The sequence below is a fragment of the Cellulomonas sp. 73-92 genome (assembly GCF_001898175.1).
In the GTDB taxonomy this organism is placed as follows: Bacteria; Actinomycetota; Actinomycetes; order Actinomycetales; family Cellulomonadaceae; genus Cellulomonas.
This window is the reverse complement of sequence record NZ_MKTH01000013.1, coordinates 388,008-413,729: the sequence shown is the minus strand read 5'-3', so window position 1 is coordinate 413,729 and position 25,722 is coordinate 388,008. Positions and strand designations below refer to the sequence as shown.

Genomic DNA, 25,722 nt, shown 5'->3' with positions numbered 1-25,722 from the left:
GGCTACGCGACGGCGAGCCCCGGCACCCGTTCCCGCGAGCACGGCAGCTGGTGTCGAGCACGGCAGGCCGGACCGCCGTGCTCGGCGAGCTCGGGACACGGACCGGGACGGGTTGAGGAGACCAGGTCGCGGGACCGGTTCAGGTGCCGAGGTCAGGACGGGGGCTGGATCACCAGAGCGTCGGCCGTGGCGCCTGCCGCCTGGGCGGCCGCCACCACGGTCTCGACGTCGACGAGCGCGCCCTCCACCAGCAGCGCCTCGCCCGCTGCGGTGTCGCCGGACCACCGGACCACCGCGCGCGCGGGCGGCGTGAAGGCCGTGCCCTGCGGCAGGTGGACCACGCCCGCGGCGCGCACGCCCAGGTCGTCGGCCCGCCGCACCACCACCCCGTCGACCATCGGCAGCCGCTCCAGCGTCCGCGTCAGCAGCCGCTGGCGCCGCTCGCCCGTGCGGAACGTCACGACCACCAGCCCGGGCGCCCCCTCCTCGTGCCCGGTGGCGAGGGCGCCGATCGACACGCCGCGGGAGGCGAACACGCCCGCGAGGGCGGCGATGGTGCCCGTGGTGTCGGCGGCCCGGACGAAGACCACCCACCGCTCGTCGTCCTCCAGCGGTGCGGCCGATGCGGCCGGCGCCCCGACAGGGGCGCCCGCCGGAACCTCGTCGTGCCGGGCCGACTCGTCGGCGAAGCACTCCTGATCTGTGGGCACGGTCATGCCCCAGCGTCCCGCGGCCCGGTCCAGGGGGCCACCCCGGCCGCGACGGACGCCGCGACGCCCGCGAGGGCGCGCTCCTCGTCGGGCGCCGGGTGCTCGAGCAGCACGCGGGTCCAGCCCTCCGGGCCGAGCTGCACCGGCACGCCGAGCACGCCGTGCACCGGCTCGCCCGCGAGGGTCACCTCACCCTCGAGGGCGACCTGGCCGGCGACGACGATGTCCCGCCCGTCGAGGATCGTCTCGACGAGGTCGATCGTCGCGCTCGCGGTCCCGGCGGCCGTCTTGGCCCCGCTGCGGTGCGTCAGGTAGGGGCGCACGACGACGCGCAGGTCCGGGGGCAGCGTGTCGACGAACCGGTAGCCCTCGGCGGTGTCCAGCTCGGCCAGGCGGGCCTGCGCCTTCGCGACCTCCGCCGGGAAGTCGTCGAGCGACCGCGCCCCCCGCACGCGGGCCACGGCCCGTTCCCGCTCGCAGGCCTCGAGGCCGCCGATGCGGAGCGTCGACCAGAGCGGCACCGCGCCCGGCCCGTGCTCGCCGCCGACGAAGCCGCCCACCCGGTGCCGGCGCACGCCGAGCGACACGGCGACCTCGCGGCGGAACCGCAGCGTGTCCAGCCAGGCGCCCATGCCGATCACCCGCTCGCGGCCGAGCCGCTCCGCGAGGATGGCCACGCCGAGCTCGACCGGGTTGGTCACGACGACGACCACCTCCGAGCCGGAGCCGTGCTCGGCGAGCGCGTCCGCGTAGGCGTGGAAGATCGCCGCGTTGTCGGCGGCCAGCTCGCTGCGGGCGAAGGACTCCCCGCCCGGCGGCTGCGTGCGCCCGGCCGCGAGCACCACGACGTCGGCCACCACGTCGGACGGGTCGAGGGCCACGTCGAGGATCGGCGCGTGCTCGTCGTAGGCGTCGATGAGGTCCGCGCGCAGCCCGTGCGTCGCCCGGGCGCTGGCGCCACCGGCGCGCCCGACGAGCTGGAGCCGGCTCGTCGCCGGCAGCAGGGCGCGCTCGACGAGCTGCGTGCACACCTGCCGGCCGACGTCGCCCGTCGCCCCGAGGACCGCGACGTCCACCTAGAGCTCCTCGTGCGTCGCCGGGTCGGCGCCGAACAGGCGGTGCGCGCGGCCGAGGGCGGAGATCGCCGCGACCTCGTCGGCCGCCAGGGCGAAGCCGAAGACGTCGATGTTCTCCCGGCGATGGACCGGCGAGAACGACTTGGGCAGCGGGACGATGCCGCGCTCGACGTCCCACCGCAGGATCACCTGCGTCGGGGTGACCCCGTGCGCCGCGGCGATCTGGCTGATCACCGGCTCGTCGCGCAGCCCGCTGTCCTCGCCGACCGGCGCCCACGCCTCCGTGCGGATCCCGTGCGCGTCGTGGTACGCCTGCAGCTCGTCCTGCGTCAGCCACGGGTGCAGCTCGACCTGGTTCACGGCGGGGACGACGCCGGTCTCCCGCTCGATCCGGTCGAGGTGCTCGGGCAGGAAGTTGCTGACGCCGATGGAGCGGACCAGGCCGCGCTCGCGGCACTCGACGAGCGCCTGCCACGCCTCGACGTAGCGGTCGCGCCTCGGCAGCGGCCAGTGGATGAGGTAGAGGTCGATGTGGTCCAGCCCCGTGCGGAGCACCGACTCCTCGACGGCGCGCACCGCGGCGTCGTGCCGGTGGTAGCGGCCCGGCAGTTTGGAGGTGACCTGGATCTCGTCCCGCGGGACCCCCGACGCCCGCACGGCCGCGCCGACCGCGCCCTCGTTGTCGTAGTTGAAGGCGGAGTCGAGGAGCCGGTAGCCGGCGGCGATCGCGTCCGCCATCGCCGCGACCCCGGCCTGCCCGCGCAGCGGATAGGTGCCGAAGCCGATGGCCGGGAGGGTCGTGCCGTCGTTCAGCGTGTACTGCGGGATGCCCACGTGCTGTCCTTCCACCGGGCCGGGGACGCGCCTACCTTCCCACGACGATGGCGGCCACCGCCCGGACCGGCCCGTCCAGCCGGGCGACGGCGCTCCTCGGACGCGACCGCGACGCTCGACCGCAGCCTGGACGGCGGCGGCGGCGAGTCGGCGGGCGATCCGTGATGGGTCGGGGGTGCGATCAGACGCCGATCGTCAGCCCGTCCTGCCAGGCGACGATGCGGTCGATGGCCCTGCCCAGCTCGTCGGGCGCGACGGCGAAGCTCAGCCGCACCCAGTCGCGACCGCCCGCGGGGTCGAAGTCCGTGCCGGGGGTGAGCGCGACGCCGGCCTCGTCGAGCAGCCGCTCGCAGTAGGTCTGTGCGTCGAGGCCCGTGAACGAGATGTCGCCGTAGAGGTAGAAGGCGCCGTCGGCGGGCGCCACCGGGTCCCACCGCAGCCTGTCCCGCGCCGCGAGCAGCAGGTCCCGGCACCGCGCGTACCGTGCCGTGGCCGCCCGCGCGGCGGCCATGCCGTCGTCGTCGAACGCCGCGAGCGCGGCGTGCTGGGACAGCGTCGGCGGGCACAGCGCGAGGTTGCCGGCGAGCGCGGAGACGGGGCCGACGAGGTCGTCGGGCAGGACGAGCCAGCCGAGCCGCCAGCCGGTCATGCCCCAGAACTTGGAGAACGACGAGACGACGATCGCCCCGCTGTCGCGGAACGCCGCGGCGGTGGCGGCCTCGGGGGCGCCCGCGTAGGTGATGCCGTGGTAGATCTCGTCGCTGACCAGCCGCGTTCCGGTGTCGGCGCACCATGCCGCGATCGCCGCCAGCTCATCGGGCGTGACCATGGTGCCGGTGGGGTTGGCGGGGCTGGCGAGGACCAGGCCGTCGAACGGGCCCTCCTGCGCGAGCTGGTCCACCGTCGGCTGGTATCGCTGATCCGGGCCGCACGGGAGGTCGACGACCTCGCACCCGAGCGACGTGAGGATGTCGGCGTAGGCCGGGTAGCCGGGGCGAGCGAGCGCGACGCGGTCACCATGCTCGAACGCCGCGAGGAAGGCCAGGAGGAAGGCGCCCGACGAGCCGGTGGTGATGGCGATGGCGTCGGCCGGGATCTCGGCGGCGTAGGTGTCCCGGTAGTGCCGCGCGAGCTCTGCCTTCAGATCCGGGGTGCCGGTGGCCTCGGTGTAGCCGAGGTCGCCGTCCGTGAGGAGCGCCGCTGCCCGCTCCCGGACGGCCGCGGGGGCGCCCTCCGACGGCTCGCCGGCGCACAGGATGATGACGTCCTTGCCGGCTGCCCTCCGGGCCTTGGCCGCCGCGAGGATCTCCATGACGGCGAACGGCGGGACGGCGGACCTGCGGGCGACTTTCACGGCGCCCATCCTCCCGCGCCGCCCCCGGCGCACCAGCAGGCCATTGGGCAGATGGCCTCAGCCGAGGGCCAGCCCGTCCCGGACGTAGGCCACGACGCCGTCGGCGGCGGCCTCGATCTGCGCCAGGCAGTGCTCGAACTCCAGGGGGCCGCCGAACCAGGGGTCGTCGATGTCGAGGCGGCGCTCGTCGCGCGGGTCGGTGACCGCGGGCGCGGACGGGTCGAACCGCCGGAGCATCACCACGTTGGCGTCGGGGTCGAGGCGGCGCAGCGCGCGGGCGTGCAGGGCCGTCATCGGTAGGACGAGGTCGCGTTCGGCAAGCTCGGAAGCCTCCACCTGCCGCGCCCGGTGGCCGCCACCGCCCGCGTAGCCGTGCGCGACGAGCACGCGGCGCGCCCGCTGGTCGATCGGGTTGCCCCGCTCCTCGTCGGACACCCCGGTGGAGTCGACGACGACCTCCTCGGCCAGCCCGGCGGCGGTGAAGCGCGCCCGGAGCACCACCTCGGCCATCGGCGACCGGCAGATGTTGCCGGTGCACACGGTCATCACGCGGTAGGTCATCGTGTCCTCGCCTCGAGCAGCACTCTCTCGCCGCCGGCGACGACAGCGCCGGCGTGCGCCTCGACCCGGCGAGCCGGGTGAGCACCGGCATCGTCCCATCCGCGCCATGCCGGCGGTCGCCACGGGAACTCGTCGTGCTAGAGCCTTGCCAGACGAGGAGGACGAGATATAGTCGAGATATATTCGACATCGAGCATTCGACATCGAGTGTCGCGCGGGAGGAGGGGGTCCATGGCACCGCGGACGCGCCGCACCAACCCGCTGGCGCTGGCCGTGCTGGTCCAGCTCTGGGAGCGGCCCATGCACCCCTACGAGATCTCCATGACGCTCCGCGAGCGCCGCAAGGAGGAGTCCGTCCGCCTTAACTTCGGCTCGCTGTACTCCGTGGTGGAGTCGTTGGAGAAGCACGGGCTCATCGAGGCCGCGTCCACCGAGCGCGACGGCAACCGGCCGACGCGCACCGTCTACCGCATCACCGACGCCGGGGTCACGGAGGCCATCGACTGGCTCACCGACCTGGTCCGGGAGCCCGTCAAGGAGTTCCCGCAGTTCGAGGCGGCGCTCTCGTTCCTGCCCGCGCTGGCGCCCGACGACGCCGTGCGCCTGCTGCGCATCCGCGCGGAGGCCCTGCGCATGGCGCTGACGGCCAACGACGCGACGCGGGCTGCCGCCCGCGCCCAGGGCCTGCCCGAGCTCTTCGAGCTCGAGGCCGAGTACGAGGCCGCCATGCAGCGCGCCGAGCTCGCGTTCGTCGAGGACCTGACCGGCCGCATCGTCGACGGCAGCCTCGCCGGCGTCGACATGTGGCGAAGGCTCCACGACACGCTCGTCCACGACGGGCGCGTCGATCCCGACGAGATGGCGAAGGCCGTCGCCGAGCTCGAGGCCTCGATCGGAGGCAGCTGACTTCCCCACCAGGGGAGACCGGTCGGCCCAGGTGCGCCAACACCCGGGCCGACCGTCCACGAACCGACCGAGGCGATGCCTCCTGTGCGATCCGCTGCACGTTCAGCATAGGAGCGCCGCCCCGGTCGGAGGATCCGACGAAAGGCGCACCATGTCACCCACACCCGCGGTCGAGGCCACCGGCCTCGTCAAGACCTACCCGGGCGGTCGCGGCCGCCCGCCCGTGCGGGCCCTCGACGGGCTCGACCTGACCGTCCCGGCCGGCACCGTGCACGGCCTGCTCGGGCCTAACGGCGCGGGCAAGACGACCACCACCAAGGTCCTCACCACGCTGTCCACCGCGTCGTCGGGCACGGCCCGGGTCGCCGGGCACGATGTTTCACGTGAAGCAGACGCGGTCCGCCGCGCCATCGGGTACGTCTCGCAGGGGACGGGCGCCGACCCGCTGCTGACCCCGAGGGAGAACCTCGTCATGGCCGCGCGGCTGCGCGGCGCGGGGCGTTCGGCGGCGTCCGAGCGGGCCGAGGAGCTGCTGGGCCGCATGGGCCTGCACGACGAGGCCGGCCGTCGCACCGGCACGCTGTCCGGCGGCACGCGCCGCAAGCTCGACGTCGCCCTCGGGCTCGTCGACGCCCCGCGCGTGCTGTTCCTCGACGAGCCGACGACCGGGCTGGACCCGGAGGCACGCGCCTCGATGTGGCAGGAGATCCGGGCCCTGGCCGCCGACGACGAGGTGACGGTGCTGCTCACGACGCACTACCTGGAGGAGGCCGACCGCCTCGCCGACGCGGTGAGCATCATCGACCACGGCCGGGTGGTCGCCACCGGCAGCCCCGCCGCCCTGAAGGCGGAGATCGGCGGCGCCTCGCTCGAGGACGTGTACCTGCACCACGCCGGCCGCGCCTGGGATGCGGAGGCGATCCGATGAGCGCCGCACCTGTTTCCGTGAGTGCCCCGCCCGCGGCCGCCGCCCGCGCGCCGTGGCCGGTGCAGGCGGGGCTCGTCGCGCGCCGCTGGATCGTCGACGGCTTCCGCCTGCCGTGGGGCCTCGGCGTCTCGGTGATCCAGCCGGTCGTGTGGATCGTCCTGTTCGGGAACGTGTTCAAGGCCGTCACGCAGGTGCCGGGCTTCGGGCACACCAGCTACCTGACGTTCCTGGTCCCCGGGATCCTCATGATGACGATGCTCTACTCCGGCGCCTGGGCCGGGACCGGGTTCATCGACGACATCAGGTCCGGGGTCATGGACCGGCTGCTGTCGTCGCCCGTGTCGCGGTCGGCGCTCGTCGCCGGCCAGCTGGTGCAGCAGCTGCTGCTGTCGCTGATCCAGGGCGTGGTGCTGCTGCTCATCGGGTGGGCGGCGGGCGCTCGCTACGCGGGCGGGCCCACCGGCATGGCTATCGCCCTCGTGGCGTCGCTGCTGCTCGCGGCGGCGTTCTGCTCGGTGTCGGCGGCGGTCGCGCTGACGGCTCGGGATCAGACGGCGCTCATCGGGATCTCGACGCTCGTCGTCCTCCCGGCGACGTTCCTCTCGACGGCGCTCATGCCGGTGGCCCTGCTGCCGCACTGGGTGCAGGCCACCGCGCGGTACAACCCCCTCACCTGGGCGACCGAGCTGGCGCGCACCGCGATGTCGCCGTCCATCGACGGCCGGGTGGTGCTCACCCGGGGCCTGCTGCTCCTGGCGCTGGCCGCGGTGACGTACGCGTGGTCGGTCGCCGCGATGCGGAACTACCAGCGCTCGCTCTGACCCGGGCGCCCGCCCGTCGCACCGGCGGGGGGCCAGCCCGTCGCACCGGCGGGGGGCCAGCCCGTCGCACCGGCGGGGGGCCAGCACGGCACCTGGTTGGGGGCCGGGCCGCACCTGGTTGGGGGCCGGGCCGCACCTTCGTCATGCGGCCCGGCCCTTCTTCCGCGAGCGCCCACTTCCTCACCGAGACCGTGCCTTCCGACGTCCGAAACGACCGGTCTCGACGACGAAGTGGGCGCTCGGCGGCCAGGAGAGCAGCACCGCACCCCGGTGAGGACGCAACACGGCACCCGGGCGGGGGCGGGGCTGCACCCGAGCGGGAGCGGGGTGCACCCGGGAGGGGCCAGGCCGCACCTTCGTCGTCCGGCCCTGCATCTCCGCGAGCGCCCACTTCCTCACCGAGACCGTGCCTTCCGACGTCCGCAGCGCCCGGTCTCGACGACGAAGTGGGCGCTCGGCGGCCAGGAGGCAACACCGCCCCCCGGTCAGGAGGCAACACGACACCCGGGGCGGGGCGGACCACACCTTCGTCGTCCGGCCCTGCATCTCCGGGCCGCGCCGGGCCGCACCCTCGTCGTCCGGCCCTGCATCTCCGCGGGCAAGCGGGCGACACCGCACCCCCGGTGAGGCCTGGGCGCAGCTGCGTCGACCGGCGCGGGTCAGTCGCGGGCGGTGAGGATCACCGGGCCGGCGGGCGTCAGGGCGATCGTGTGCTCGAAGTGGGCAGCCAGCGAACCGTCGGCGGAGCGGATGGTCCAGCCGTCGTCGTCGATGACGTACTCGTCGCCACCCGCCATGTACCACGGCTCGATCGCCATCACGAGGCCGCTGCGCAGCTTGAGCCCGGTGCGGCGGCGCCCCAAGTTCGCCACGTGCGGGTCCTCGTGCATGGTGCGGCCCACGCCGTGCCCGCCGAAGTCGGCGTTGATGCCGTACCCGCCCTGGCGGCCCACACGGCCGATCGCGGCGGAGATGTCGCCCATGTGACCGCCCGGCCGGGCGGCGGCAATGCCCGCGTCGAGGGCGGCGGACGTCGTGGCGATGAGGCGCTGGGCCTCGTCGGACGCGGTCCCGAGCTGGAAGGTCAGCGCCGAGTCGGCGACCCAGCCCTGCAGCTCGCAGGCGAAGTCGACCGAGACGACGTCACCGTCGGCGAGCACCCGGTCCGAGGGCAGGCCGTGCAGCGCGGCGTCGTTGACGGAGATGCAGAGCACGCCCGGGTACGGCATCGCGCCGAACGAGGGGTGATAGCCGAGGTAGACCGAGCGGGCGCCGGCGGCGGCGATCATCTCCGCCGCGTGGGCGTCGAGGTCCCACGTCGTCATGCCGATCTTCGCGTGCTCGCGCAGTGAGGTGAGGACGTCGGCGACCAGCCGGCCCACGGGCCGCATCTGCTCGATCTCTTGGGGGGTCTTGAGAGGCACGTCCCCACTGTTTCATGGTCGGCGCCAGTCGATGCTCCGGGCCACTTTCCTGAACTTTGGGTCGCGAATCACGACGCGGACTTCAGGAAAGTGAAGACGGGGTGGTTCGGGGCCGGGCATGGAACAGCCCGTGGGCCGGGTCCCCTGACGGGGACCCTGCCGCGCTGGACGATGTCGCGGCTCCCACGGGCTGCGGTGGCTGCCTGTACTCGCTCGGCCGCTCGGGGCCTGGACGAAGGCAGTCCGTCCTGGTTCGACGGGCGGCTAGCGGACAGCCACCTCACGCGTCCTGGAATGAACCATCTCCGGACCACCTCCTTTCCCGTGTGCGCACGACGCTACGTCGCGTCGCGCGCGACGCCAAGCCGTTTACCGGTCCGGCTCGCGGTCGCGGCGGGCGGCGGGCAGCACGACGAGGAGCAGCACCACGACCGCGACCAGCGCGAGCGCGCGCCACACCTCCGCGCCGGGCAGCGTGCGCCCGGGCCCGACGAGCCAGACGAGCACCCCGGCCACCTGCGCACCGAGCTGCACCGGCCAGGCGCGCCGCACCAACGCCACGGGCACCTCGACCTCCACCCGGGTGCGGGGCTCCACACGGGCCGCGAGCATCGTCGCGAGCACGGCGGCGTGGATGACGAGCAGCAGCGCCGCGAGCTGCCACGCCGGCACGGGCCCGCCCAGCAGCAGGCGCAGCGCCGCGAGCACCAGCAGCCACGCGCCCCACCCGGTGCGTGGCCGCACGAGCACGAGCAGCACCACCAGCACCGCGAGCGCGTCCGCGATCGCCGCGACCGGTCCCCGCATCGTCGCGAACCCCGCGGCGAACGGCACGAGCAGGCTGAGCAGCGCCGCCGCCGAGCGCACGGCCGCCCCCGACAGCGTCCGCACCCCCTCGAGCTCGACGCCGACCACCCGGTCCTCGTCGCGCGCCGCCTGCAGGGCGCGCAGCACGTCGCCCGCGGTCATCGCGCCACCCGCGCGACGTCCGTCACCGGTGCGCCGCCGCTCACCGGCACAGCACCGAGCGGGGAGGGTTCGGGCCGCCAGGCGGACCGATTCCTCCCCATAGGCGCCACCCGCGCGACGTCCGTTCCCGTCATCGCGGCACCCCCGCGCCGGGGCGGCGGCGGTCGGAGCGGGCGAGCACCGCGAGCGCGAGCGCCGGGTCGTCGCGCCACGTGACCACCTCGACGTCGAGGTCGCGCAGGTCGGCCAGCCGGTCCTCCCGGTCGACGAGGACGAGCCGCGCCGCCGTGGCCGCACGGCCCGACAGGTGCGCCGTCCGCAGCCGCGGCAGCACGTCCACGGCGACCACCCGGTGACCGACGCGTCGCCACGCGGCGGCGGCGTCCGCCGGTTCGTCGTCCAGGAACGTGGAGAACACGACGACGAGCGCGCCCGACGGCAGCCGGGGCGAGCGCACCCGGTGCCGCGACCAGCCCTCCGGCTTGGTCAGCGCGAGCGCGTGGGTGATCCGGTCGAGCTGGCCGCGCCCGCCTCCGGGTGGCAGCGGGCGCCGCACCACGCCGAGGTCGTCGAGCCCCACGCGGTCCCCGCCGGCGATGAACGCCCGCGCCACCGAGGCCGCCGCTCGGCGCGCGACGTCGAGCGACGTGGGGTCGTCGGGCCGCGTCGGGCGGCTGCCCGCCCAGGTCCGCGGGTCGGGACCCACCTCGTCGCGCGAGTCGACGACGAGCATCACCGCGGCCTCCGCGAGCGCGTGCTCACCGCGCACGTAGAGCTCGCTCAGCCCGGGCGAGCGGCGGGCCGTGACGCGCCAGTCGATGCGGCGGAGCCGGTCGCCCGGGTGGAACTGGTGGACGTCGCGCAGGTCGCCACCCTCACCCGGCCGCCGCGAGACGTGCGCGCCCGTCAGCCCGCGCAGCCGCGCCGGCAGCGGCACCTCCCGCAGCGGCGCGGCCGACGGCAGCACCAGCGCGTCGCGCCGCACCGGTCCACCCGCCTCGCTCGCCGCGGCCAGGCCCGGCCCCAGACCCTGGACCTCCACGGTCGCCAGCTCCTGCGGCCCGGTCCGCACGGTGCGCACGACGAGCGGCACGCGCCGCGTCACGGGGCCCGGCCCGGCCTCGTCGGGCAGCGCGAGGAGCGCGTCCGCCGCGGGCAGTCCCGCGCGGTGCACACCGACCGCCACGGCGACCGCCCCCGCCGGGGCCTCCAGCGACAGCTCCGCGCGCAGCGCGCCGTCGTCGTCCGCGCGCGCCGGGGGTCCCAGGGACGGCCGGACCTCCCCGGTGGGCCGCCGCAGCAGGTCCCACGCACCCACCACCAGGGGCAACGCGCCCACGAGGGCCACGTCGCCCCGGCCGGCGAAGGCCCCGAGCGCGAGCAGCACGGCGCCCGCCAGCACGGTGCCGGTGGCGGCGGCGGTGACGTGCCAGCGGTCAGCCACGGGCGGTCGTCGGCCCCGGGACGTGCTCGAGCACGTCGCGCACCACCGCCTGCGGCAGGGTGCCGGTGGCCCACGCCTGCGGCGTGAGCGACAGCCGGTGCGCCAGCGCCGCGACCGCGACCTGCTTGACGTCCTCCGGGAGCACGAAGTCGCGCCCGTCGAGCACCGCCAGGGCCCGCCCGACGAGCATGAGCGCCTGCGAGCCGCGCGGTGACGCGCCGACCTCGACGGCCGGGTGCGACCGCGTGGCGGCGGCCAGGTCCACGCAGTAGCGGAGCACGTCGTGGTCGACGGCGACCGCCTCGACGCCCGCCTGCATCGCCCGCAGCGTGCCGGCGTCGACCACCCGGTTCACCGGCGCCCACTCGGTGCGCCGGGCGAGCCGGCGGGCGAGCACGTCCACCTCGGCGTCGGCCGTGGGGTAGCCGATCGCGAGCCGCACCATGAACCGGTCGAGCTGCGCCTCCGGCAGCGGGTACGTCCCCTCGTACTCCACAGGGTTGGACGTCGCGACCACGAAGAACGGGTCGGCGAGCTTGTGCGTCGAGCCGTCGACCGTCACCTGGCGCTCGGCCATCGCCTCCAGCAGGGCCGACTGCGTCTTGGGCGCCGTTCGGTTGATCTCGTCGGCCAGCAGCAGGCCGGTGAACACCGGGCCCGGCCGGAACTCGAAGCTCGCGGTGCCCGGGTCGAACACCGACGAGCCCGTGATGTCGCTCGGCAGCAGGTCCGGCGTGCACTGCACCCGCCGGAAGTCGAGGCCGAGCGCGGCGGCCAGCGACCGGGCGGCCAGCGTCTTGCCGAGGCCCGGCACGTCCTCGAACAGCACGTGCCCGCCGGCGAGCAGCGCGGCCAGCGCGAGCCGCAGCGGGTCACGCATGCCAACGACGACGGTGCCGACCTCGTCGAGCACGGCCCGGCCATGGGCCGCGACCTCGGGGACCGGCAGGGGAGTGCTCATCTCGGGTTGCTCCTCGAGGAGGTGGTGGCCCGGGCCGGCTGGCCGGGGCCGAGGCGGTCGAGCACGATCACCGTGTGGTCGACGTCGCTCAGGCGCGGCCACGGCTCGCGCTCGCAGCGCAGCGTGGCGAGGGCGCGCGGCCCGACGAGGGCCCGCAGCGCCGCGTCGTCGGCGGGCGACGCCAGGTCGAGGCCGTGCCGGGCGAGCCGATGGGCGCCGATGCGCTGCACCTGCTGGAGCGCGCGCCTGCCCACCCGGCCCTCGTGGCCGGCGAGCGCCCACGTCAGCATGAGGGCCTCACGGCGCTCGCCCGCCCGCTGCGGGCGCTCCGGCAGCCAGCGCAGCGGCTCGGTGACGGCACCGAGGCGCTGCACCGCGAGCCCGAACGCGACGACGACGAACGCCACGGCGGTGGCGCCCAGCCAGTCGAGCAGCAGCAGCCGCGCCAGGCCGGCGACGACGAGCGCAGCGACGACCACGCGCCACACGCGGCTCACGTGCTCACCCGCCGCGACGGAGCGGCGGCGACGGCCGGCGGGACGACGACCCGCGGGGCCTGGCTCACGACGCGGCCTCCCTCGTCGTGCCCGCCGGCCGTGGAAGTGCCGCGGCGAGGACGCCGAGCGCCGCCCGGGCCGCGGCGACGTCGCCGGGCCGGATCTCGTGGTCGCTGAACCGGGCCCGGTGGTACAGCCGCAGCAGCGTCCGCGCAGCGGCCGGGTCGGCGGGCGTCCGGTCGAGCAGCGCGAGCGTGAACTCGGTCGCCGTCGCCGCCGGCTCGCGCTCCACGCCACCGCGGCCGGCGGCGTGCTCGAGCGCCAGCCACGCCGCGATGACGGCATCCCCCGGCGGCAGCTCGTCCCGCAGCGCGCGGCCGGCGTCGAGGTAGCCCTCCTGGAGCGCCGCCTGCGTCACGTCGTCGAGCGCGTCCAGCACGGCCCCGCCGGCGGGCTCGTCGCCGGGGCCGCCGGTGTCGACCGAGCCCAGTCGCTGCTGGACCAGGCGGTACAGGAAGCGCAGCAGCAGGAACACGAGGACCGCGAGCGTCGCGAGCACCAGCCACCGGACGGTCTGCGTCACCCACGCCGGCGCCTGCAGGGAGTCCTGCGCGGTCCCGGTCGAGGGCGGCAGCGTCGGCCCGGGCGGCGGTGTCGGCAGCACGCCGTCGAACGCGAGCCAGCTCGGCGCGTCGTGCCACCGCGGCACCAGCGGCCCGGCGAGGACGGTGACGAGCACGACGATCCCGGCGAGCAGCACGACGAGCAGCTCGCGCCGCCCCGTCGTCGTGCCCCGCCCCGTCGCCACGCTGGCGAGCCTAGCCAGCGGCCCGGCACCCGGTGGCGGGCTCGGCGACGACGTCCCCGGGCTCCGAGCAGGGCGCGACTGCGCGGCGGCCCCGGCTGTCCGAGCAAGGAGGGCCGAGCCGCCGGCCCGGAGTCCGAGCGGCGCGCACCGGGCTCGCGGCGGAGCACTGTGCTCCCGGCCCGCCGACCCGGGGTCGTCGCCAGCGTGAGCGACCATGGTGCGCGGACCACCGGGGCATCGGGTGGACGTGCAGGCGGATGGCGTCTGCACGTCCACCCACAAGGCGCCGCGGGCGGATCCCGACGCACGGAGAGTGGAGGACCGCATGACCGGCTCAGCGGACTTCGTCGGGCGCACCGCTCTGGTGACCGGCGCCGGCGGTGGCATCGGGTCGGCGCTCGTCGTCGCCCTGCTGGACGCGGGCGCGACCGTGGTCGCCACCGCCCGCGATCCCCACCCCGCACGCCTGGCGGCGGTGCCCGACGAGCTGCGCGCCCGCCTCGACGTGCGCGTGGCGGACATGCGCGACCTGGCCTCGCTGCCGGCGCTCGTCGCCTCGGTCGAGAAGGACCACGGCTCGCTCGACGTGCTCGTCCCCGCTGCCGGCGTCGGGGCGGTGCACGGCCTGGACCTGGCGCTCGACGTGTGGCAGGACGCGCTGACGGTCAACCTCACCGCGCCGTGGCTCCTGGCGCAGGCCGCGCTGCCGGGGATGACGGCCCGCGGGTTCGGCCGGATCCTCTTCGTCTCGTCGATCGCGGCGTACACCGGCGGCCGGATCGGCCCGCACTACGCCGCGTCGAAGGCGGGCCTGCACGGGCTGGTCCACGCGATCGCGTCCCGGACGGTCGCGGCGGGCGTCACCGCGAACGCCATCGCGCCGGCGCTCATCGGGGGCACCGACATGGTCGCCGCGATCCCGGACGTCACGCTGCCGCCGATCGGCCGGCTCGGGCGCCTCGAGGAGGCGACGTCCCTGGCCCTGGCCCTGCTGTCGAACGCCTACCTCACCGGCCAGGTGGTGCTGCTGGACGGCGGCATCCGCCCGGACTGAGCGCTACCCGGCCAGGCGCAGCACTTGCGCCTCCCACGGACGCAGCACGCCGGCCACGGCGCCTTCCAGGTTGCCGAGCACCAGCTCGGCGCCGGCCAGGCCGGCGAGCAGGGTCCGGACGTCGCGCTCCTCGCCCGAGCAGTTGGCGGCGACCAGCAGCGGCGGCCGGCCGGCGAGAGTGCGCGTGAACGCCCAGACCGCGGGGTCGTCGGGCAGCAGGAGGGTGAAGTCCCCGTCCACCACGACGGGGTCGTCGTGCCGCAACGCGATGAGCGCCCGGTAGTGCTCGAACACCGATCCGGGGACCCCCACCTGCGAGGCGGCGTTGAGCCACACGTGGTTCGGGTTGACCGGCAGCCACGGCGTGCCGTCGGTGAAGCCGGCGCCTGGCCCGGCGTCCCACTGCATGGGCGTGCGTGCGTTGTCGCGGCTGCGGTTCCGCAGCCCCGCGAGCGTGCGGTCCCGGTCGGCGCCGCACGCCACCGCCTCGGCGTAGAAGTTGCGCGCCTCGATGTCGCGCATCGCGTCGACGTCCGGCCAGGGGGCGTTCGTCATCCCGAGCTCCTCGCCCTGGTAGACGAAGGGCGTTCCCCGGTGCAGGTGCAGCACCGTGGCCAGGGCGGTGGCCGACTCCCGCCACCATCGCACGTCGTCGCCGAAGCGGGACACCGCCCGCGGCTGGTCGTGGTTGGACCAGTAGAGGCTGTTCCAGCCGACGGCGCCCAGCCCCTCCTGCCACGCGGCGAGGTTCGCCTTGAGGCGCGGCAGTGCCAGCGGCACCGGGTCGAACTTCGTCTGGCCCTGGTCGAGCGAGACGTGCTCGAACTGGAACACCATGTCGAGCTCCCCGCGCGCCGGGTCGGTGAACAGGCGGGCCTCCTCTCGGGTGACGCCGGGCATCTCGCCCACCGTCATCAGCTCGCGGCCCGCGCCGTCGAACACCTCGCGGCGCATCTCGGCGAGCAGCTCGTGCACGCGCGGCCGGGTGGCGTAGTGCGCGAACCCGTCGCCGAGGCTCGCACCCGGCGGCACCGGCCCGTCCGGCAGGTCGGGGTCCTTGGCGATGAAGTTGATGACGTCCATGCGGAACCCGTCGATCCCGCGGTCGAGCCACCAGCGCATCATCGCGTGCACCGCCTCGCGCACCTGGGGGTTCTCCCAGTTGAGGTCCGGCTGCTTCGTCGCGAACAGGTGCAGGTAGTACTCGCCCGTGGCCTCGTCCCACGTCCACGTGGGCCCCGAGAAGAACGACGACCAGTTGGTCGGCTCGGCGCCGGGCTCGCCCGGCGTCGCCCCGGGTCGCGCCGGCCGCCACCAGTACCAGTCCCGCTTCGGGTCGTCGGCCGACGAGCGGGACGCGACGAACCAGGGGTGCTCGTCGGACGTGTGGTTGACGACGAGGTCGAGGACGATCCGGATGCCCCGCCGGTGGGCCTCCGCGATGAGCTCGTCGAGGTCCGCCAGCGTGCCGAACATCGGGTCGACGTCCTGGTAGTCGCTGATGTCGTAGCCGTTGTCGGCGTGCGGCGAGCGATACACGGGCGAGAGCCACACCGCGTCGACACCCAGGGCCGCGAGGTGGTCGAGCCTTGAGACGACGCCGCGCAGGTCACCGATCCCGTCGCCGTCCGAGTCGGCGAAGCTGCGCGGGTACACCTGGTAGACGACGGCCGAGCGCCACCACGGCCGGCTCATCGCCGGCCCCGCAGGTCGACGACGACGGTCTGCCACACGTGCGGCGGCGGGAGCACGGCGACGGCGTCCTCGCCGTCCAGCTCGACGGCGACGTCGGTCAGGTGGCCGCCGCGGTCGGGATCCGCCACCCGCACCACGGGGACCGCCGACCCCGCGCGCTTGACGCGGAGGGTGCCGGCACCCGGGTCCGCCGGCACCGCGCGCGGCGCGTCCCACTCGGTGTCCGCCTGCCCAGCGAGGTTGATGAGGTGCACGACGAGGAGCTCGCCCACCTGCACCACGCGCCGCCACACGCCGCCGGGCGTGGGGCCGTCGGTCGTCGGTGCGGCCGCGAACCTCACGTCCAGCGCGTCGTTGTAGGCGCCCACCCACGCACCGCTGACGTCGGCCGCGCCGGGCGCCATGAGCAGCTCGTCATGCTCGACGAGGAAGTCGTACCAGCGCTGCAGGAGCGCGAGCGTCTCCGGCTCGGCCGGGCGGTTCCGCACGTAGTACGGGTCGACCAGCAGGTTGCCCTGCTCGCCCGCGAGCAGCTGGGTGGCGCCGTGCGAGAACAGGGTCGCCATGGTGAACGACGTCGAGAGGTCCGCCTCCGAGCGCGGCGCCACCTCGTACACGTGCTGGTAGGCGGCGATGACGACCGGCCGCCCGTCGCGGGCGGCACGGGCGCGCTCGACGAGCCGGGCGAGCGATCCCAGCGTCGTGTGCGGCGGCCACACCTCGATGTAGACCGCGTCCTGCGGGGCGTCCGCGGTGGCCCGCGTCGGGAAGTCGTTGACGTTGTTGAACACGAGCCGGGCGTCGGGGAGCCCGGTCCGCACGGCCTCGATCAGCGCGCGGAACGACCGGCTCAGGTCGACGGCGCCGCCGCCGACCAGCCCCGCCCACCGCGGGTAGCCGTACTGGTCGAGGTGGAAGCCGTGCAGCCCCACCGCCGCCACGGCGGCCCGCAGGTCGCCGACGAGGTGCTCCTGCCAGTCCGGCGCCCCGGGGTCGACGAGCGTCAGGAAGTCGCCGAGCGACCACGCCTCACCGTCGGCGCGCAGCAGGGCGCGGTGCGACCACGCCGGCCACTCCTCGCTCCCCACGCCGTAGACGGCGGCGTAGCCGAGCGCGTCCGTGCCCGCCGCGGCGAGCCCGGCCGCCAGCCGGCGCACGGTGTCCAGGGCGATCGGCTGGCCGAGCGGGTCGGCGTAGGTCTCGCCGCCGCCCATCAGGTCGGCGTGGCGGTACGCCCAGTCGTAGAGCTGAACGGCGTCGAGGTGCAGCCGACGGGCCAGGTCGACGACGGCGGCGACGTCCTTGTCGGGTGCGTAGGAGGCGACGAAGCCGTAGCGCATCCGGCCCCGCGGCTCGTCGGTCACCAGGACCGCGGTGCGGGCGACCGGCGTCCCGTCGGCGGTCTCGAGGTCGACCCCGTACCCGCCCGCGGCCAGCGCGCCGAGGCTGACCGTGCCGGGACCGGCGGCGTCCGCCGTGCCGACGACGGCGCCGAGGTGGCGCACCACCAGGCGGCCGGGTCCGGCGGTGCGGACCTCGATCTCGACGTCCGCACCGGTCGAGTACCGGCTCCGGGTCGGGAGGAGGGGGATGAGCGGCTGGGAAGGCATGGGCTCCTGCACCTGGTGGGCGCTGGTCGGTTGGGGTGGGACGGGGTGGCCCGGCGGTCAGCTCTTGAGCGCTCCGCTGGTCAGGCCCGTGACGAGGTGACGCTGGAAGACGACGTAGACGACGATCACCGGCACGACGGCGATCAGCGACGCCGCGAACACGAGACCCCAGGAGGTCCCGTGCTGCCCGTGGAACAGGGCGATGCCGATCGGCAGCGTCCGCTTGGACTCGTCGTTGATGACGGTCAGCGCCCAGACGAACTCGTCCCAGCTGCCGAGGAAGGTGAAGATCGCGCACGTCGCCAGCGCCGGGCGCGAGAGCGGCACGGCGAGGTTCCAGTAGCGGCGCCACGCGCCGCCCCCGTCGATCGTCATCGCCTCGTCGAGCTCGCCCGGGATCTGCTCGAAGAACGCCCGCAGCAGGAAGGTCGAGAACGCGACCTGCGTGCCGACGTAGAACGGGATGAGGCCGGGCAGGGAGTCCAGCAGGCCGAGGTTCTTGGCGAGGAGGAACTGCGGGATGATCAGCAGCATCGTCGGGATCGTCAGGCCGACGATCACCATGCCGAACAGCACGCCCTTCCCCGGGAACCGGAACCGCGCGAAGCCGTAGGCCATCATCGAGGCCAGCAGCACCGTGCCGGCCGTGGTCGCGACGGCGACGAACGACGAGTTGAGGAAGTACCGGCCGAAGTTGTTCGCGCTCCATGCCTGGACGTAGTTGTCCACGGTCGGGTGGCTCGGGATGAGCCGCGGCGGGTACTCCAGGAGCAGGGTGTGCGACTTCAGCGAGGTCGACAGCATGTAGCCGAACGGCAGTGCCAGGACCACGGCCGCAGCGATGAGCAGCGCGTACCGCACGGCCGCGACGCCGTGCCGCCGCCGCGCCCCGGCGATCACGCCGCACCCCCGTCGGCGGTCCGCCGCGCGAGCCAGTACTGCAGCCCGGAGACGACGAGGACGAGACCCGTCAGCAGGAACGAGATCGCGGACCCGTACCCGAAGTCGAGGTAGCTGAACGCCTGCTTGTACATGTAGGTCAGCGGCACCTGCGTCTGGTCGAGCGGACCGCCGTCGGTCATGAGGAGCACCGACGTGAAGACGTTGAACCCCCCGATGACCAGGAGGATCAGGACGGTCACCGCGGTGCCCCGCAGGAACGGCAGCGACACGTGGCGGAACCGCCGGCCGGCTCCCGCGCCGTCGAGCGCGGCCGCCTCGTGCAGCTCCTTCGGGACGCCGGTCAGCGCCGCCAGGAAGATGAGCATCGACCAGCCGACGCCCTTCCAGACGCCGAGGGCGCTGATCGCGACCATCGCCGTCCAGCGTTGCCCCAGCCAGTTCACCGGGTGCCCGACGACGTGCAGCACGTCGACGAGGAACCAGTTGACCACGCCGTGGTCGGTGGCGAAGAGGTACTGGAACAGCAGGGAGACGATGACCCAGCTGGTCACGACCGGGAGGTAGAACAGCACCCGGAAGAGCGTGCGGCCCGGCAGCGCCGTGTCGAGCAGCACCGCCAGCCCGAGCCCGATGAGCATCTGCGTCGGCACCGTCGCGAGCATGTAGACGGCGGCGTTGACGAACGCCCGCCCGAGCACCGGGTCGTGGAACGCCCGGACGTAGTTGTCCAGGCCGATCCACGGGCTGACCGCGCCCGGCGTGATCTTGTAGTCGCGCAGGCTGATGAGCAGCGCCTGCACGGCGGGGTAGCCGATGATCAGCGCGTACAGCGCGAACCCGGGGACGATGAACGTCAGGCCGGCGATCGCCGCCCGTCCGCGGGCCGAGAGGGCGGGTCTCCTGCTCGGTCCGCGGACGGGGGTGTGCTCGACCGACCCGAGCGCCGGGGTCGTCGTCGTCATGGTCGGTCGTCCTGTCGGTCGTGCCGGGGTGGTCAGCCGGCGTACTGCGCGAGCAGCGGGTCGATCTGGGCCGCGGCCTCGTCGAGCGCCTGCTGCACCGGCTCGCCCTGCAGCGCCTTCTGGATCTGCGCCTTGAGGATGTCGTCGATCTTCGGCCACGCCGGCGTGGGCGTGCGCGGCTGGGCGTTGGCCAGCTGCTTCACGAACGGCGCGTAGTAGGCGTTGATGCCGACGAGCTTGTCGCCGAGCGCCGAGAGCACCGACATCTGCCCCACCTTGGCCATCTCGTACTGCGAGTCCTGCGAGAGCAGGAACCGCATGAACTCGGCCGCGGCGTCCTTGTTCTTCGACGACTGCGTCATGACGACGGACTCGCCGCCGACGACGGAGACCGAGCCGCCCGGGCCGGACGGCATCGGGGCCGCCTGGAGCTTGAAGTCGGGGTACTGGCTCTGGAAGATCGGGTACATCCACGGGCCGTCGAGGATCGTCCCGTACGCCCCGGTGGCCAGGCCGTCGGAGGTGGCGGTCCCGCCGGTGCCGCCGAGGATGATGTCCGGGATCGCCTTCTGCTGGTACAGGTCGACGAGCAGCTGCACCCCCGCCACCGACTTCGCGGAGTTGAGGTACCCGGTCGCCTTCGTCACCTTGTCGTCGGTGACCGCGCCGCCGGCGCTCCAGATCCAGGGCAGGACGTTCCAGCCCGAGGTGCTGTTGTCGGCGAACGCGTAGACGCCGGCGGCGGTCAGCTTCGGGGCGTCCGCCTTGAGCTCGTCGAACGTCGCCGGCGGCTGGGTGATCCCGGCCTTGGCCAGCGCGTCCTTGTTGTAGAGCAGCACGCGCGTGTTGGTGTCGAGCGGGAGCCCGTAGTAGTGGCCCTTGTAGGCGTTGGTCGCCAGGGCGCCGGGGTAGACCTGGCCGGCGAAGGTGCTGAAGTCGGGCAGCTGCTGGTCGAGCGGGACGAGCACGCCGAGGTTGGCCAGCTCGGGGACCCACATGATGTCCGAGCGGACGAGGTCGGGCAGCGTGTCGCCCGCCACGGCGGTGACGAGCTTCTGGTGCAGCTGGTCGTACGGCACGGCGACCGCATCGACCTTCACCTTGGGGTGCGCCTGCTCGAACTTCGGGATGAGCACCGTCTCGAGCGTCTTCACCTCCGGCGAGTCGGCCGAGTACGCGTGCCAGAAGGTCACCGTGCCCGAGATGTCGGCCCCCGCGGTGGCGACGGGGGTGGGTGTGGTGCCGGCGGCGCCGGCCCCGCCCGAGCTGCAGGCGGTGAGAGTCAGTGCGAGCGCCGCCGCCGCCCCCAGGGCGGTGAGTGCGCCTCGTCGTGCGCTGGTGAACATCCTTGGCCTCCGAGATGGGACGTCATCGTCTCTCGCGACGCCGATGGGGCAACATCCCGGCGGGATGGTCGACCATCGACGTGTTTTCGTTGTGCCAACGCAAAATGACAGAGGTTCGGCGAGCCGTCAAGGCTGATCAGGTCGCGATCCTGTCACGGGAGGTCGACCGATATCGTTCCGCCGTGACATGATCAGGGCAGACGACCCGAAGGAGCATCGGATGCCTGCGCCCGCCTCGCGCTGGAAGAGCCTCTCGGCGTCCGAGCGCCGCGTGGCGCTCGAGGTGCTCGTCCGCGGACCGCTGGCCCGCACCGAGCTGGCGCAGCGGCTCGGCCTGTCGACGCCGAGCCTGTCGCGGCTGACCAAGCCGCTCCTCGATCTCGGCGTGCTGCACGAGGTGGACGACGCCGAGCCCGTGGCGCGGGGTGGTGGCCGGCCGCCGCAGCCGCTGGACGTCAACCCCCGCCTTGAGCACTTCGTCGGCATCAAGCTGACCGGCACGCGGGCCTACGCCGCGCTGACCGACCTGCGGGCTGGCATCATCCGCGCGGCTGACGCCAGGGTCGACGACCACGACCCGCAGGCGGTCGTCGAGGTGCTCGCCGGCCTGGTCCACGACCTCAACGGCGACACGGCTGCGACGGTGCTGGCCATCGGGGTCGGGCTCGGCGGCATGGTGGTGGAGGACGTCCGCGTCGGGCGGGCGCCGTTCCTCGGCTGGCGCGATGTCGACCTCGGCCCGCAGCTCACCGCGCGGACCGGCCTGCCTGTGGTGCTGGCGAACGACCTGGACGCGCTCATGGAGGCGGAGCACTGGTTCGGTGCCGGGCGCGACGTGACGAACTTCGCCGCCCTGACGATCGGTGCCGGCGTCGGCTGCGGCCTCGTCGTCCACGACCGGCTGGTCCACGGCCGCGACTCGGGCCTCGGCCTGCTGGGGCACTTCCCCCTCGACCCGCTCGGCCCGGCGTGCCCCGACGGGCACCGTGGCTGCGCGAACGCCCTGCTGTCGATGGACGCGATCCAGACCCAGGCGTCGCTGGCGACCGGCCGCGCGCTGGAGTACGACGAGGTCCTCGACCTGGCGCAGGCCGGCGACCCGATCACCGACCAGATCGTCGGGAACGCGGCCCGGGCCTTCGGCGTCCTCGTGGCCGACGTCGCGAACATCGCGCAGCCGGAACGGGTCGTGCTCACCGGCGAGGGCATCCGGCTCGCCGAGGTGGGCTGGGAGCGCCTGGTGAGCAGCATCCGCGAGCACCGCAACGCGGAGGCCGCGGAGCTCGACCTCCTGCTCGTCAAGGACGACCCGACCCTCTGGGCGCGGGGCGCGGCCGCGGTCGCCATCCAGCGGACGGTGCTCGACACCCTGCCCTGAGCCACCGGACGCCCTCGACGCGGGAGCGGGATCCGGCCCCTAGTGCGCGTGCCGGTGGTGCGCGTCCGGGTAGTGCGGGTGGGTGTGGGTGATCGGCTCGTGGATGTGCGGGTGCGTGTGCCAGGTCCCGGGCGGCACGGGCTCGTCGTGCGCGTGCTGGTGGTGCTCGTCGTGGGTGTGCCGGTGCGTGTGCTCGATCGCCTCGTGGGTGTGCGCGTGCTCGTGGCGCTCGCTCAGGTGCAGCCAGACGCCGAGGCCCATGAGCAGGCCGGCTACGACGAGCGACCAGGTCACGGCCTCGCCGAGGACGATCGCCACGACGGCGCCGACGAACGGCGCCACCGCGAAGTACGCGCCGGTGCGGGCGGTGCCGACGCTGCCGAGCGCGTGGATGAACAGCACCAGGCTGAGGCCGTAGGCGACGAGGCCGAGCCCCATCGCGCCGAGGGTCGGCACCAGCCCGGGCAGCCGCGCTCCGAGCGCCAGCGCCAGCACCAGGTTGATCGGCCCGGCGACGGCACCCTTGACGGCGGCCAGCCACGTCGCATCGGTGAGCGCGACCTTCCTGGTCAGGTTGTTGTCGAGGCCCCAGCACAGGCACGCGCCGAGCACCGCGAGCGCCGGCAGCGGGGTCCCGAGGGCAACGCCGGCGGGGACGCTGAGCACGGCGGCGCCCGCCACGATGGCGACCATCCCCACGACGATCCGCCGGTCGACGTGCTCCCGGAACACCACCCATGCCAGCAGTGCGGTGAACACGGCCTCCGCGTTGAGCAGCAGCGACGCGCCCGACGCGGGCATGCGCGACAGCCCCAGCATGAGCAGCACCGGCGCGACGACGCCGCCCGAGGCGACCGCGCCGACCAGGGGCATCACCTCGGACCGCCGCAGCACCACGCGCCCCGGCCGGCGCACCAGCCGGTAGCCCCACAGGCCCAGCCCCGAGCCGCAGTACAGCAGCCCCGCGAGGAGCCACGGGCTGACGTCCCCGAGCAACGCCTTCGCGAACGGCGTGCTGACGCCGAACAGGACGGCCGACGCGAGGGCCGCCTGCACGCCCGGGTGGCGCAGCGCGAGTCGTTGCACGCTCCGAGTGTCCCGGATGCCGGGCGCCCCGAAACGTGGGCCGGCGGCCGCGTCACCCGGGTGGAAACCCCTTCACGGGCGCGTGACCGCCTCAGGAGTCGCCCGTAGCGGCCGACGAAGAAGGGGCGGGGGGCCGGACGGGAGTGTGGGTGTCGGCGATGGGTGTCTCGGCTGCGCAGTTCCGAGCGGCCGTCGGCGTGGCGGTGGCGGCGGCGGTCGCCTTCGCGCTCGCCTCCCCGGACGCGCGCCTGTGGCTCCTCGTCGTCGCCCCCCTGGTCGCCGCCGCCACCATCGTCGTGGCGGTGCGGCGCCGTGCCCCGGCCCGGCCGGTGGCGTGGCTGCTCCTCGCCCTGGCACTGGTGTCCGCCGGCGTCGGATCCGCGGTCCAGGCGCGGGAGCAGGCGCTCACCGGCCCGGCGTGGATCGCGTTCGCCGCCGGCTCGGTCGCCGCCGCGGCGGGGATCATCGGCTTCACGCCGCCGCTCCCGCCCGACCGGGACCGGCTGGCGTGGCTGGACAGCGCGATCGGCGTCGTCTCGCTGGCCACCCTGGCCTACCAGTTCCTCATCCAGCCGTACGTCGACGCGAAGGCGGGCATCGCCGCGGTCGCGTCTGCCGCGGCACTGCCCGTGCTGGACCTGGCGCTGTTCGCCCTGCTCCTGCGGCTGCGCGACCGCCGGCCGCGCCGGAGCGTGGCGATCGCCATCCTCGTCGCGGCCCTGTTCGGTGCCATCTCCTCGGACACCGTCGTCGGCCTGGCCACGGTCGCCGGTCACTACAGCCCGGGCTCGGCGTGGGACGTGTTCTCGTACGTCTCCTACCTCGCACTGGGGCTGGCGGCCCTCCACCCGTCGATGACGCACGTGGGGCAGCCCGCCCACGGCCCGGCGCCCTCGCGCGTGCCCGGGCTGCTGCTCCTGCTGCCCACGGGCGCCGTGGTGCCGGCCGTGTCTCTGATGGCCGCCCTCGGGCTGGCCCGCCTGGATCTCAGGCTCGCCGCGATCGCGGGCCTCGCCCTGTTCCTCCTGGCGATGGCCCGCGCGATCCACCTCCTGGCGCACACGGAGCACGCCAGCCTGCACGACGAGCTCACCGGCCTGGGCAACCTGCGGCGCTTCCGCCAGGAGCTGGCCCGGTCGGCCGGCGCCGCTCGCGGCGCCTCCGCCCTGCTGGCGATGCTCGACCTGGACGACTTCAAGGGCATCAACGACACGTACGGCCACACGGTCGGGGACGAGCTCCTGGTGCAGGTGGCCGGCCGGCTGACGGCGGCCCTGCCGCCCCGGCTGCTCGTCGCCCGCTTCGGCGGTGACGAGTTCGGCGTGCTCGCGGTTGGACCCGAGACGGACACCGCCGCCTTCGCCGAGCAGGTGGGGCGGCAGGTGCTGTCGGCCTTCGTGGAGCCGTTCGAGCTCGACGGGCTGCCGCTGCGGGTCTCGGCGAGCGTCGGGATCGTCACGTCGCCCGACGTGGCCACGCTCGAGGGGTTGCAGACCGACGCCGACATCGCGATGTACGCGGCGAAGAACGCCGGCCGGTCGACCTACCGCCTCTACACCAGGGAGCTGCGGGAGCAGGTCCTGGGCGAGCGCACCCTGGCCGCGGAGCTCGACCACGCGCTGCAGCATCCCGACTCCGGTGGGCTCTGGGTGGCCTACCAGCCCGTCGTCGCGCTCGACGACGGCGCCCTGGTCGGCCTCGAGGCGCTCGTCCGCTGGCAGCACCCGACGCGCGGCCCGCTCGTGCCGGCGCAGTTCCTGCCGGCCGCCGAGCGGGCCGGGCTGTCCGCGGCGATCGACGACTTCGTCCTGGTGACCGCGCTCCGCCAGGACGCGGCGTGGTGCGCGGCGGACCCCGTGTTCCGGTCGGTGCGGATGGGCGTCAACATGAGCGCCGCCTCGCTCGGGCGTGCCGACCTCGCCACCCACGTCCTGGGACGACTGGTCGACGCCGGCCTGACGCCCGCGCAGCTCACCGTCGAGATCACCGAGCAGGCCGCCGTGCCGGGGGACCTGGAGCTCGCCGCCGCGCTCGGCGATCTCGACGCCGCCGGCGTCCACCTCGCCATCGACGACTTCGGCACCGGCTACTCGGCCCTGACGTACCTCGAGCGGTTCCCCGTGTCGGTGCTGAAGCTGGACAAGAGCCTGGTCGACTCCGTGGCCGCCCACCCGTCGCCCCTGCTGGCCGCGGTCACGGCGCTCGCGCAGTCGCTCGGCCTGATCCTCGTCGCCGAGGGCGTGGAGACCCGCGGGCAGCTCGCCGCGCTCCAGGAGCTCCAGGTCGCGCTGGCTCAGGGCTTCCTCATCGCCGCGCCGCTGCACCCGACCGCCGTGACGGAGTACGTGCGCGGGCACGACGCCGCGATGACCGGCCTGTCCCTGCGCTGACGAGC

At 74.6% G+C, this 25,722-nt stretch carries 23 protein-coding genes; 6 read left to right on the top strand and 17 right to left on the bottom strand.

The window, feature by feature from the left end; genetic code table 11:
* Positions 1 to 152: 152 nt before the first annotated feature.
* The 5 genes from BGO37_RS08570 to BGO37_RS08550 all read right to left on the bottom strand — a co-directional run bounded on the left by BGO37_RS08570 (position 153) and on the right by BGO37_RS08550 (position 4,535).
* Positions 153 to 716, bottom strand: coding sequence for an ACT domain-containing protein (locus BGO37_RS08570; protein ID WP_291753944.1), 564 nt, complete (start codon positions 714 to 716; stop codon positions 153 to 155).
* A complete protein-coding gene (locus BGO37_RS08565) occupies positions 713 to 1,786 on the bottom strand; it encodes a lactate dehydrogenase (RefSeq protein WP_291753942.1) in 1,074 nt (357 codons plus the stop codon). Before BGO37_RS08565 ends, BGO37_RS08570 begins: the two co-directional genes overlap by 4 nt.
* A complete protein-coding gene (locus tag BGO37_RS08560; RefSeq protein ID WP_291753940.1) occupies positions 1,787 to 2,620 on the bottom strand; it encodes an aldo/keto reductase in 834 nt (277 codons plus the stop codon).
* Between the two features lie 181 nt (positions 2,621 to 2,801).
* Entirely contained in the window at positions 2,802 to 3,974 is a 1,173-nt protein-coding gene (locus BGO37_RS08555) for an aminotransferase class I/II-fold pyridoxal phosphate-dependent enzyme (protein WP_291753939.1), read from the bottom strand.
* Positions 3,975 to 4,031: 57 nt separating this feature from the next.
* On the bottom strand, positions 4,032 to 4,535 hold the full coding sequence (locus BGO37_RS08550) for a low molecular weight protein-tyrosine-phosphatase (protein WP_291753935.1): 504 nt from the start codon (positions 4,533 to 4,535) through the stop codon (positions 4,032 to 4,034).
* A 231-nt stretch (positions 4,536 to 4,766) separates the two neighbouring features.
* Between BGO37_RS08550 and BGO37_RS08545 the strand changes: the two genes are divergently transcribed.
* The 3 genes from BGO37_RS08545 to BGO37_RS08535 all read left to right on the top strand — a co-directional run bounded on the left by BGO37_RS08545 (position 4,767) and on the right by BGO37_RS08535 (position 7,190).
* Positions 4,767 to 5,441 carry a PadR family transcriptional regulator gene (locus BGO37_RS08545; RefSeq protein WP_291753934.1) on the top strand — a complete coding sequence of 225 codons (675 nt, stop codon included), beginning with the start codon at positions 4,767 to 4,769 and terminating at the stop codon, positions 5,439 to 5,441.
* A 151-nt stretch (positions 5,442 to 5,592) separates the two neighbouring features.
* Positions 5,593 to 6,369 carry an ABC transporter ATP-binding protein gene (locus BGO37_RS08540; RefSeq protein WP_291753933.1) on the top strand — a complete coding sequence of 259 codons (777 nt, stop codon included), beginning with the start codon at positions 5,593 to 5,595 and terminating at the stop codon, positions 6,367 to 6,369.
* A gap of 17 nt (positions 6,370 to 6,386) precedes the next feature.
* A complete protein-coding gene (locus BGO37_RS08535; protein ID WP_291753932.1) occupies positions 6,387 to 7,190 on the top strand; it encodes an ABC transporter permease in 804 nt (267 codons plus the stop codon).
* A 659-nt stretch (positions 7,191 to 7,849) separates the two neighbouring features.
* Here the strand turns inward: BGO37_RS08535 and map are convergent.
* The 6 genes from map to BGO37_RS08505 form a co-directional block, all read right to left on the bottom strand.
* Complete coding sequence (map, locus tag BGO37_RS08530) at positions 7,850 to 8,614, bottom strand: type I methionyl aminopeptidase (protein WP_291753931.1); 765 nt, start codon at positions 8,612 to 8,614, stop codon at positions 7,850 to 7,852.
* A gap of 369 nt (positions 8,615 to 8,983) precedes the next feature.
* Positions 8,984 to 9,583, bottom strand: a complete 600-nt coding sequence (locus BGO37_RS08525) for a hypothetical protein (protein ID WP_291753930.1) — start codon at positions 9,581 to 9,583, stop codon at positions 8,984 to 8,986.
* A gap of 130 nt (positions 9,584 to 9,713) precedes the next feature.
* Positions 9,714 to 11,027: a DUF58 domain-containing protein gene (locus tag BGO37_RS08520; protein ID WP_291753928.1), complete on the bottom strand. Its 1,314-nt coding sequence runs from the start codon at positions 11,025 to 11,027 to the stop codon at positions 9,714 to 9,716.
* Positions 11,020 to 11,988 (bottom strand): MoxR family ATPase, encoded by a 969-nt coding sequence (locus tag BGO37_RS08515; RefSeq protein ID WP_291753927.1) that lies wholly within the window; start codon positions 11,986 to 11,988, stop codon positions 11,020 to 11,022. The genes BGO37_RS08520 and BGO37_RS08515 overlap by 8 nt, the downstream gene beginning before the upstream one ends.
* The gene (locus BGO37_RS08510) at positions 11,985 to 12,485 is read right to left on the bottom strand and encodes a hypothetical protein (RefSeq protein ID WP_291753925.1); all 501 of its coding nucleotides are present in this window, start codon (positions 12,483 to 12,485) and stop codon (positions 11,985 to 11,987) included. Before BGO37_RS08510 ends, BGO37_RS08515 begins: the two co-directional genes overlap by 4 nt.
* A 64-nt stretch (positions 12,486 to 12,549) precedes the next feature.
* Positions 12,550 to 13,293, bottom strand: a complete 744-nt coding sequence (locus BGO37_RS08505; protein ID WP_291753924.1) for a DUF4129 domain-containing protein — start codon at positions 13,291 to 13,293, stop codon at positions 12,550 to 12,552.
* A 325-nt stretch (positions 13,294 to 13,618) separates the two neighbouring features.
* Here BGO37_RS08505 and BGO37_RS08500 point away from each other — a divergent pair, with 325 nt between their 5' ends.
* The gene (locus tag BGO37_RS08500; RefSeq protein ID WP_291753923.1) at positions 13,619 to 14,347 is read left to right on the top strand and encodes an SDR family NAD(P)-dependent oxidoreductase; all 729 of its coding nucleotides are present in this window, start codon (positions 13,619 to 13,621) and stop codon (positions 14,345 to 14,347) included.
* Between the two features lie 3 nt (positions 14,348 to 14,350).
* On the opposite strand, the gene BGO37_RS08495 is transcribed toward BGO37_RS08500, so the two are convergent.
* Genes BGO37_RS08495 through BGO37_RS08475 form a run of 5 tightly spaced genes read right to left on the bottom strand, consistent with a single transcriptional unit; the run spans position 14,351 to position 20,863 of the window.
* Complete coding sequence (locus tag BGO37_RS08495) at positions 14,351 to 16,042, bottom strand: alpha-glucosidase (RefSeq protein WP_291753922.1); 1,692 nt, start codon at positions 16,040 to 16,042, stop codon at positions 14,351 to 14,353.
* Positions 16,039 to 17,652 carry a glycoside hydrolase family 66 protein gene (locus BGO37_RS08490; RefSeq protein ID WP_291753921.1) on the bottom strand — a complete coding sequence of 538 codons (1,614 nt, stop codon included), beginning with the start codon at positions 17,650 to 17,652 and terminating at the stop codon, positions 16,039 to 16,041. The genes BGO37_RS08495 and BGO37_RS08490 overlap by 4 nt, the downstream gene beginning before the upstream one ends.
* A gap of 57 nt (positions 17,653 to 17,709) precedes the next feature.
* Positions 17,710 to 18,552 carry a carbohydrate ABC transporter permease gene (locus BGO37_RS08485; protein WP_291753919.1) on the bottom strand — a complete coding sequence of 281 codons (843 nt, stop codon included), beginning with the start codon at positions 18,550 to 18,552 and terminating at the stop codon, positions 17,710 to 17,712.
* Positions 18,549 to 19,517: a carbohydrate ABC transporter permease gene (locus BGO37_RS08480; protein WP_291753917.1), complete on the bottom strand. Its 969-nt coding sequence runs from the start codon at positions 19,515 to 19,517 to the stop codon at positions 18,549 to 18,551. Before BGO37_RS08480 ends, BGO37_RS08485 begins: the two co-directional genes overlap by 4 nt.
* Positions 19,518 to 19,549: 32 nt before the next feature.
* The gene (locus BGO37_RS08475; protein ID WP_291753915.1) at positions 19,550 to 20,863 is read right to left on the bottom strand and encodes an extracellular solute-binding protein; all 1,314 of its coding nucleotides are present in this window, start codon (positions 20,861 to 20,863) and stop codon (positions 19,550 to 19,552) included.
* Positions 20,864 to 21,083: 220 nt separating this feature from the next.
* On the opposite strand from BGO37_RS08475, the gene BGO37_RS08470 reads away from it, so the two are divergent.
* Entirely contained in the window at positions 21,084 to 22,241 is a 1,158-nt protein-coding gene (locus BGO37_RS08470; protein ID WP_291753913.1) for an ROK family transcriptional regulator, read from the top strand.
* 39 nt (positions 22,242 to 22,280) lie between these two features.
* Here the strand turns inward: BGO37_RS08470 and BGO37_RS08465 are convergent, their stop codons facing one another.
* Positions 22,281 to 23,327: a DMT family transporter gene (locus BGO37_RS08465; RefSeq protein ID WP_291753911.1), complete on the bottom strand. Its 1,047-nt coding sequence runs from the start codon at positions 23,325 to 23,327 to the stop codon at positions 22,281 to 22,283.
* Positions 23,328 to 23,485: 158 nt separating this feature from the next.
* Here BGO37_RS08465 and BGO37_RS08460 point away from each other — a divergent pair, with 158 nt between their 5' ends.
* A complete protein-coding gene (locus BGO37_RS08460) occupies positions 23,486 to 25,717 on the top strand; it encodes an EAL domain-containing protein (protein ID WP_291753908.1) in 2,232 nt (743 codons plus the stop codon).
* The last annotated feature ends 5 nt before the right edge of the window (positions 25,718 to 25,722 follow it).

Coding starts and splice junctions, on each gene's coding strand:
- BGO37_RS08540 (WP_291753933.1), top strand. CDS start 5,593: ATGTCACCCACACCCGCGGTCGAGGCCACCGGCCTCGTCAAGACCTAC.
- BGO37_RS08480 (WP_291753917.1), bottom strand. CDS start 19,517: ATGACGACGACGACCCCGGCGCTCGGGTCGGTCGAGCACACCCCCGTC.
- BGO37_RS08495 (WP_291753922.1), bottom strand. CDS start 16,042: ATGAGCCGGCCGTGGTGGCGCTCGGCCGTCGTCTACCAGGTGTACCCG.
- BGO37_RS08515 (WP_291753927.1), bottom strand. CDS start 11,988: ATGAGCACTCCCCTGCCGGTCCCCGAGGTCGCGGCCCATGGCCGGGCC.
- BGO37_RS08490 (WP_291753921.1), bottom strand. CDS start 17,652: ATGCCTTCCCAGCCGCTCATCCCCCTCCTCCCGACCCGGAGCCGGTAC.
- BGO37_RS08570 (WP_291753944.1), bottom strand. CDS start 716: ATGACCGTGCCCACAGATCAGGAGTGCTTCGCCGACGAGTCGGCCCGG.
- BGO37_RS08460 (WP_291753908.1), top strand. CDS start 23,486: ATGGGTGTCTCGGCTGCGCAGTTCCGAGCGGCCGTCGGCGTGGCGGTG.
- BGO37_RS08500 (WP_291753923.1), top strand. CDS start 13,619: ATGACCGGCTCAGCGGACTTCGTCGGGCGCACCGCTCTGGTGACCGGC.
- BGO37_RS08550 (WP_291753935.1), bottom strand. CDS start 4,535: ATGACCTACCGCGTGATGACCGTGTGCACCGGCAACATCTGCCGGTCG.
- BGO37_RS08545 (WP_291753934.1), top strand. CDS start 4,767: ATGGCACCGCGGACGCGCCGCACCAACCCGCTGGCGCTGGCCGTGCTG.
- BGO37_RS08470 (WP_291753913.1), top strand. CDS start 21,084: ATGCCTGCGCCCGCCTCGCGCTGGAAGAGCCTCTCGGCGTCCGAGCGC.
- BGO37_RS08525 (WP_291753930.1), bottom strand. CDS start 9,583: ATGACCGCGGGCGACGTGCTGCGCGCCCTGCAGGCGGCGCGCGACGAG.
- BGO37_RS08475 (WP_291753915.1), bottom strand. CDS start 20,863: ATGTTCACCAGCGCACGACGAGGCGCACTCACCGCCCTGGGGGCGGCG.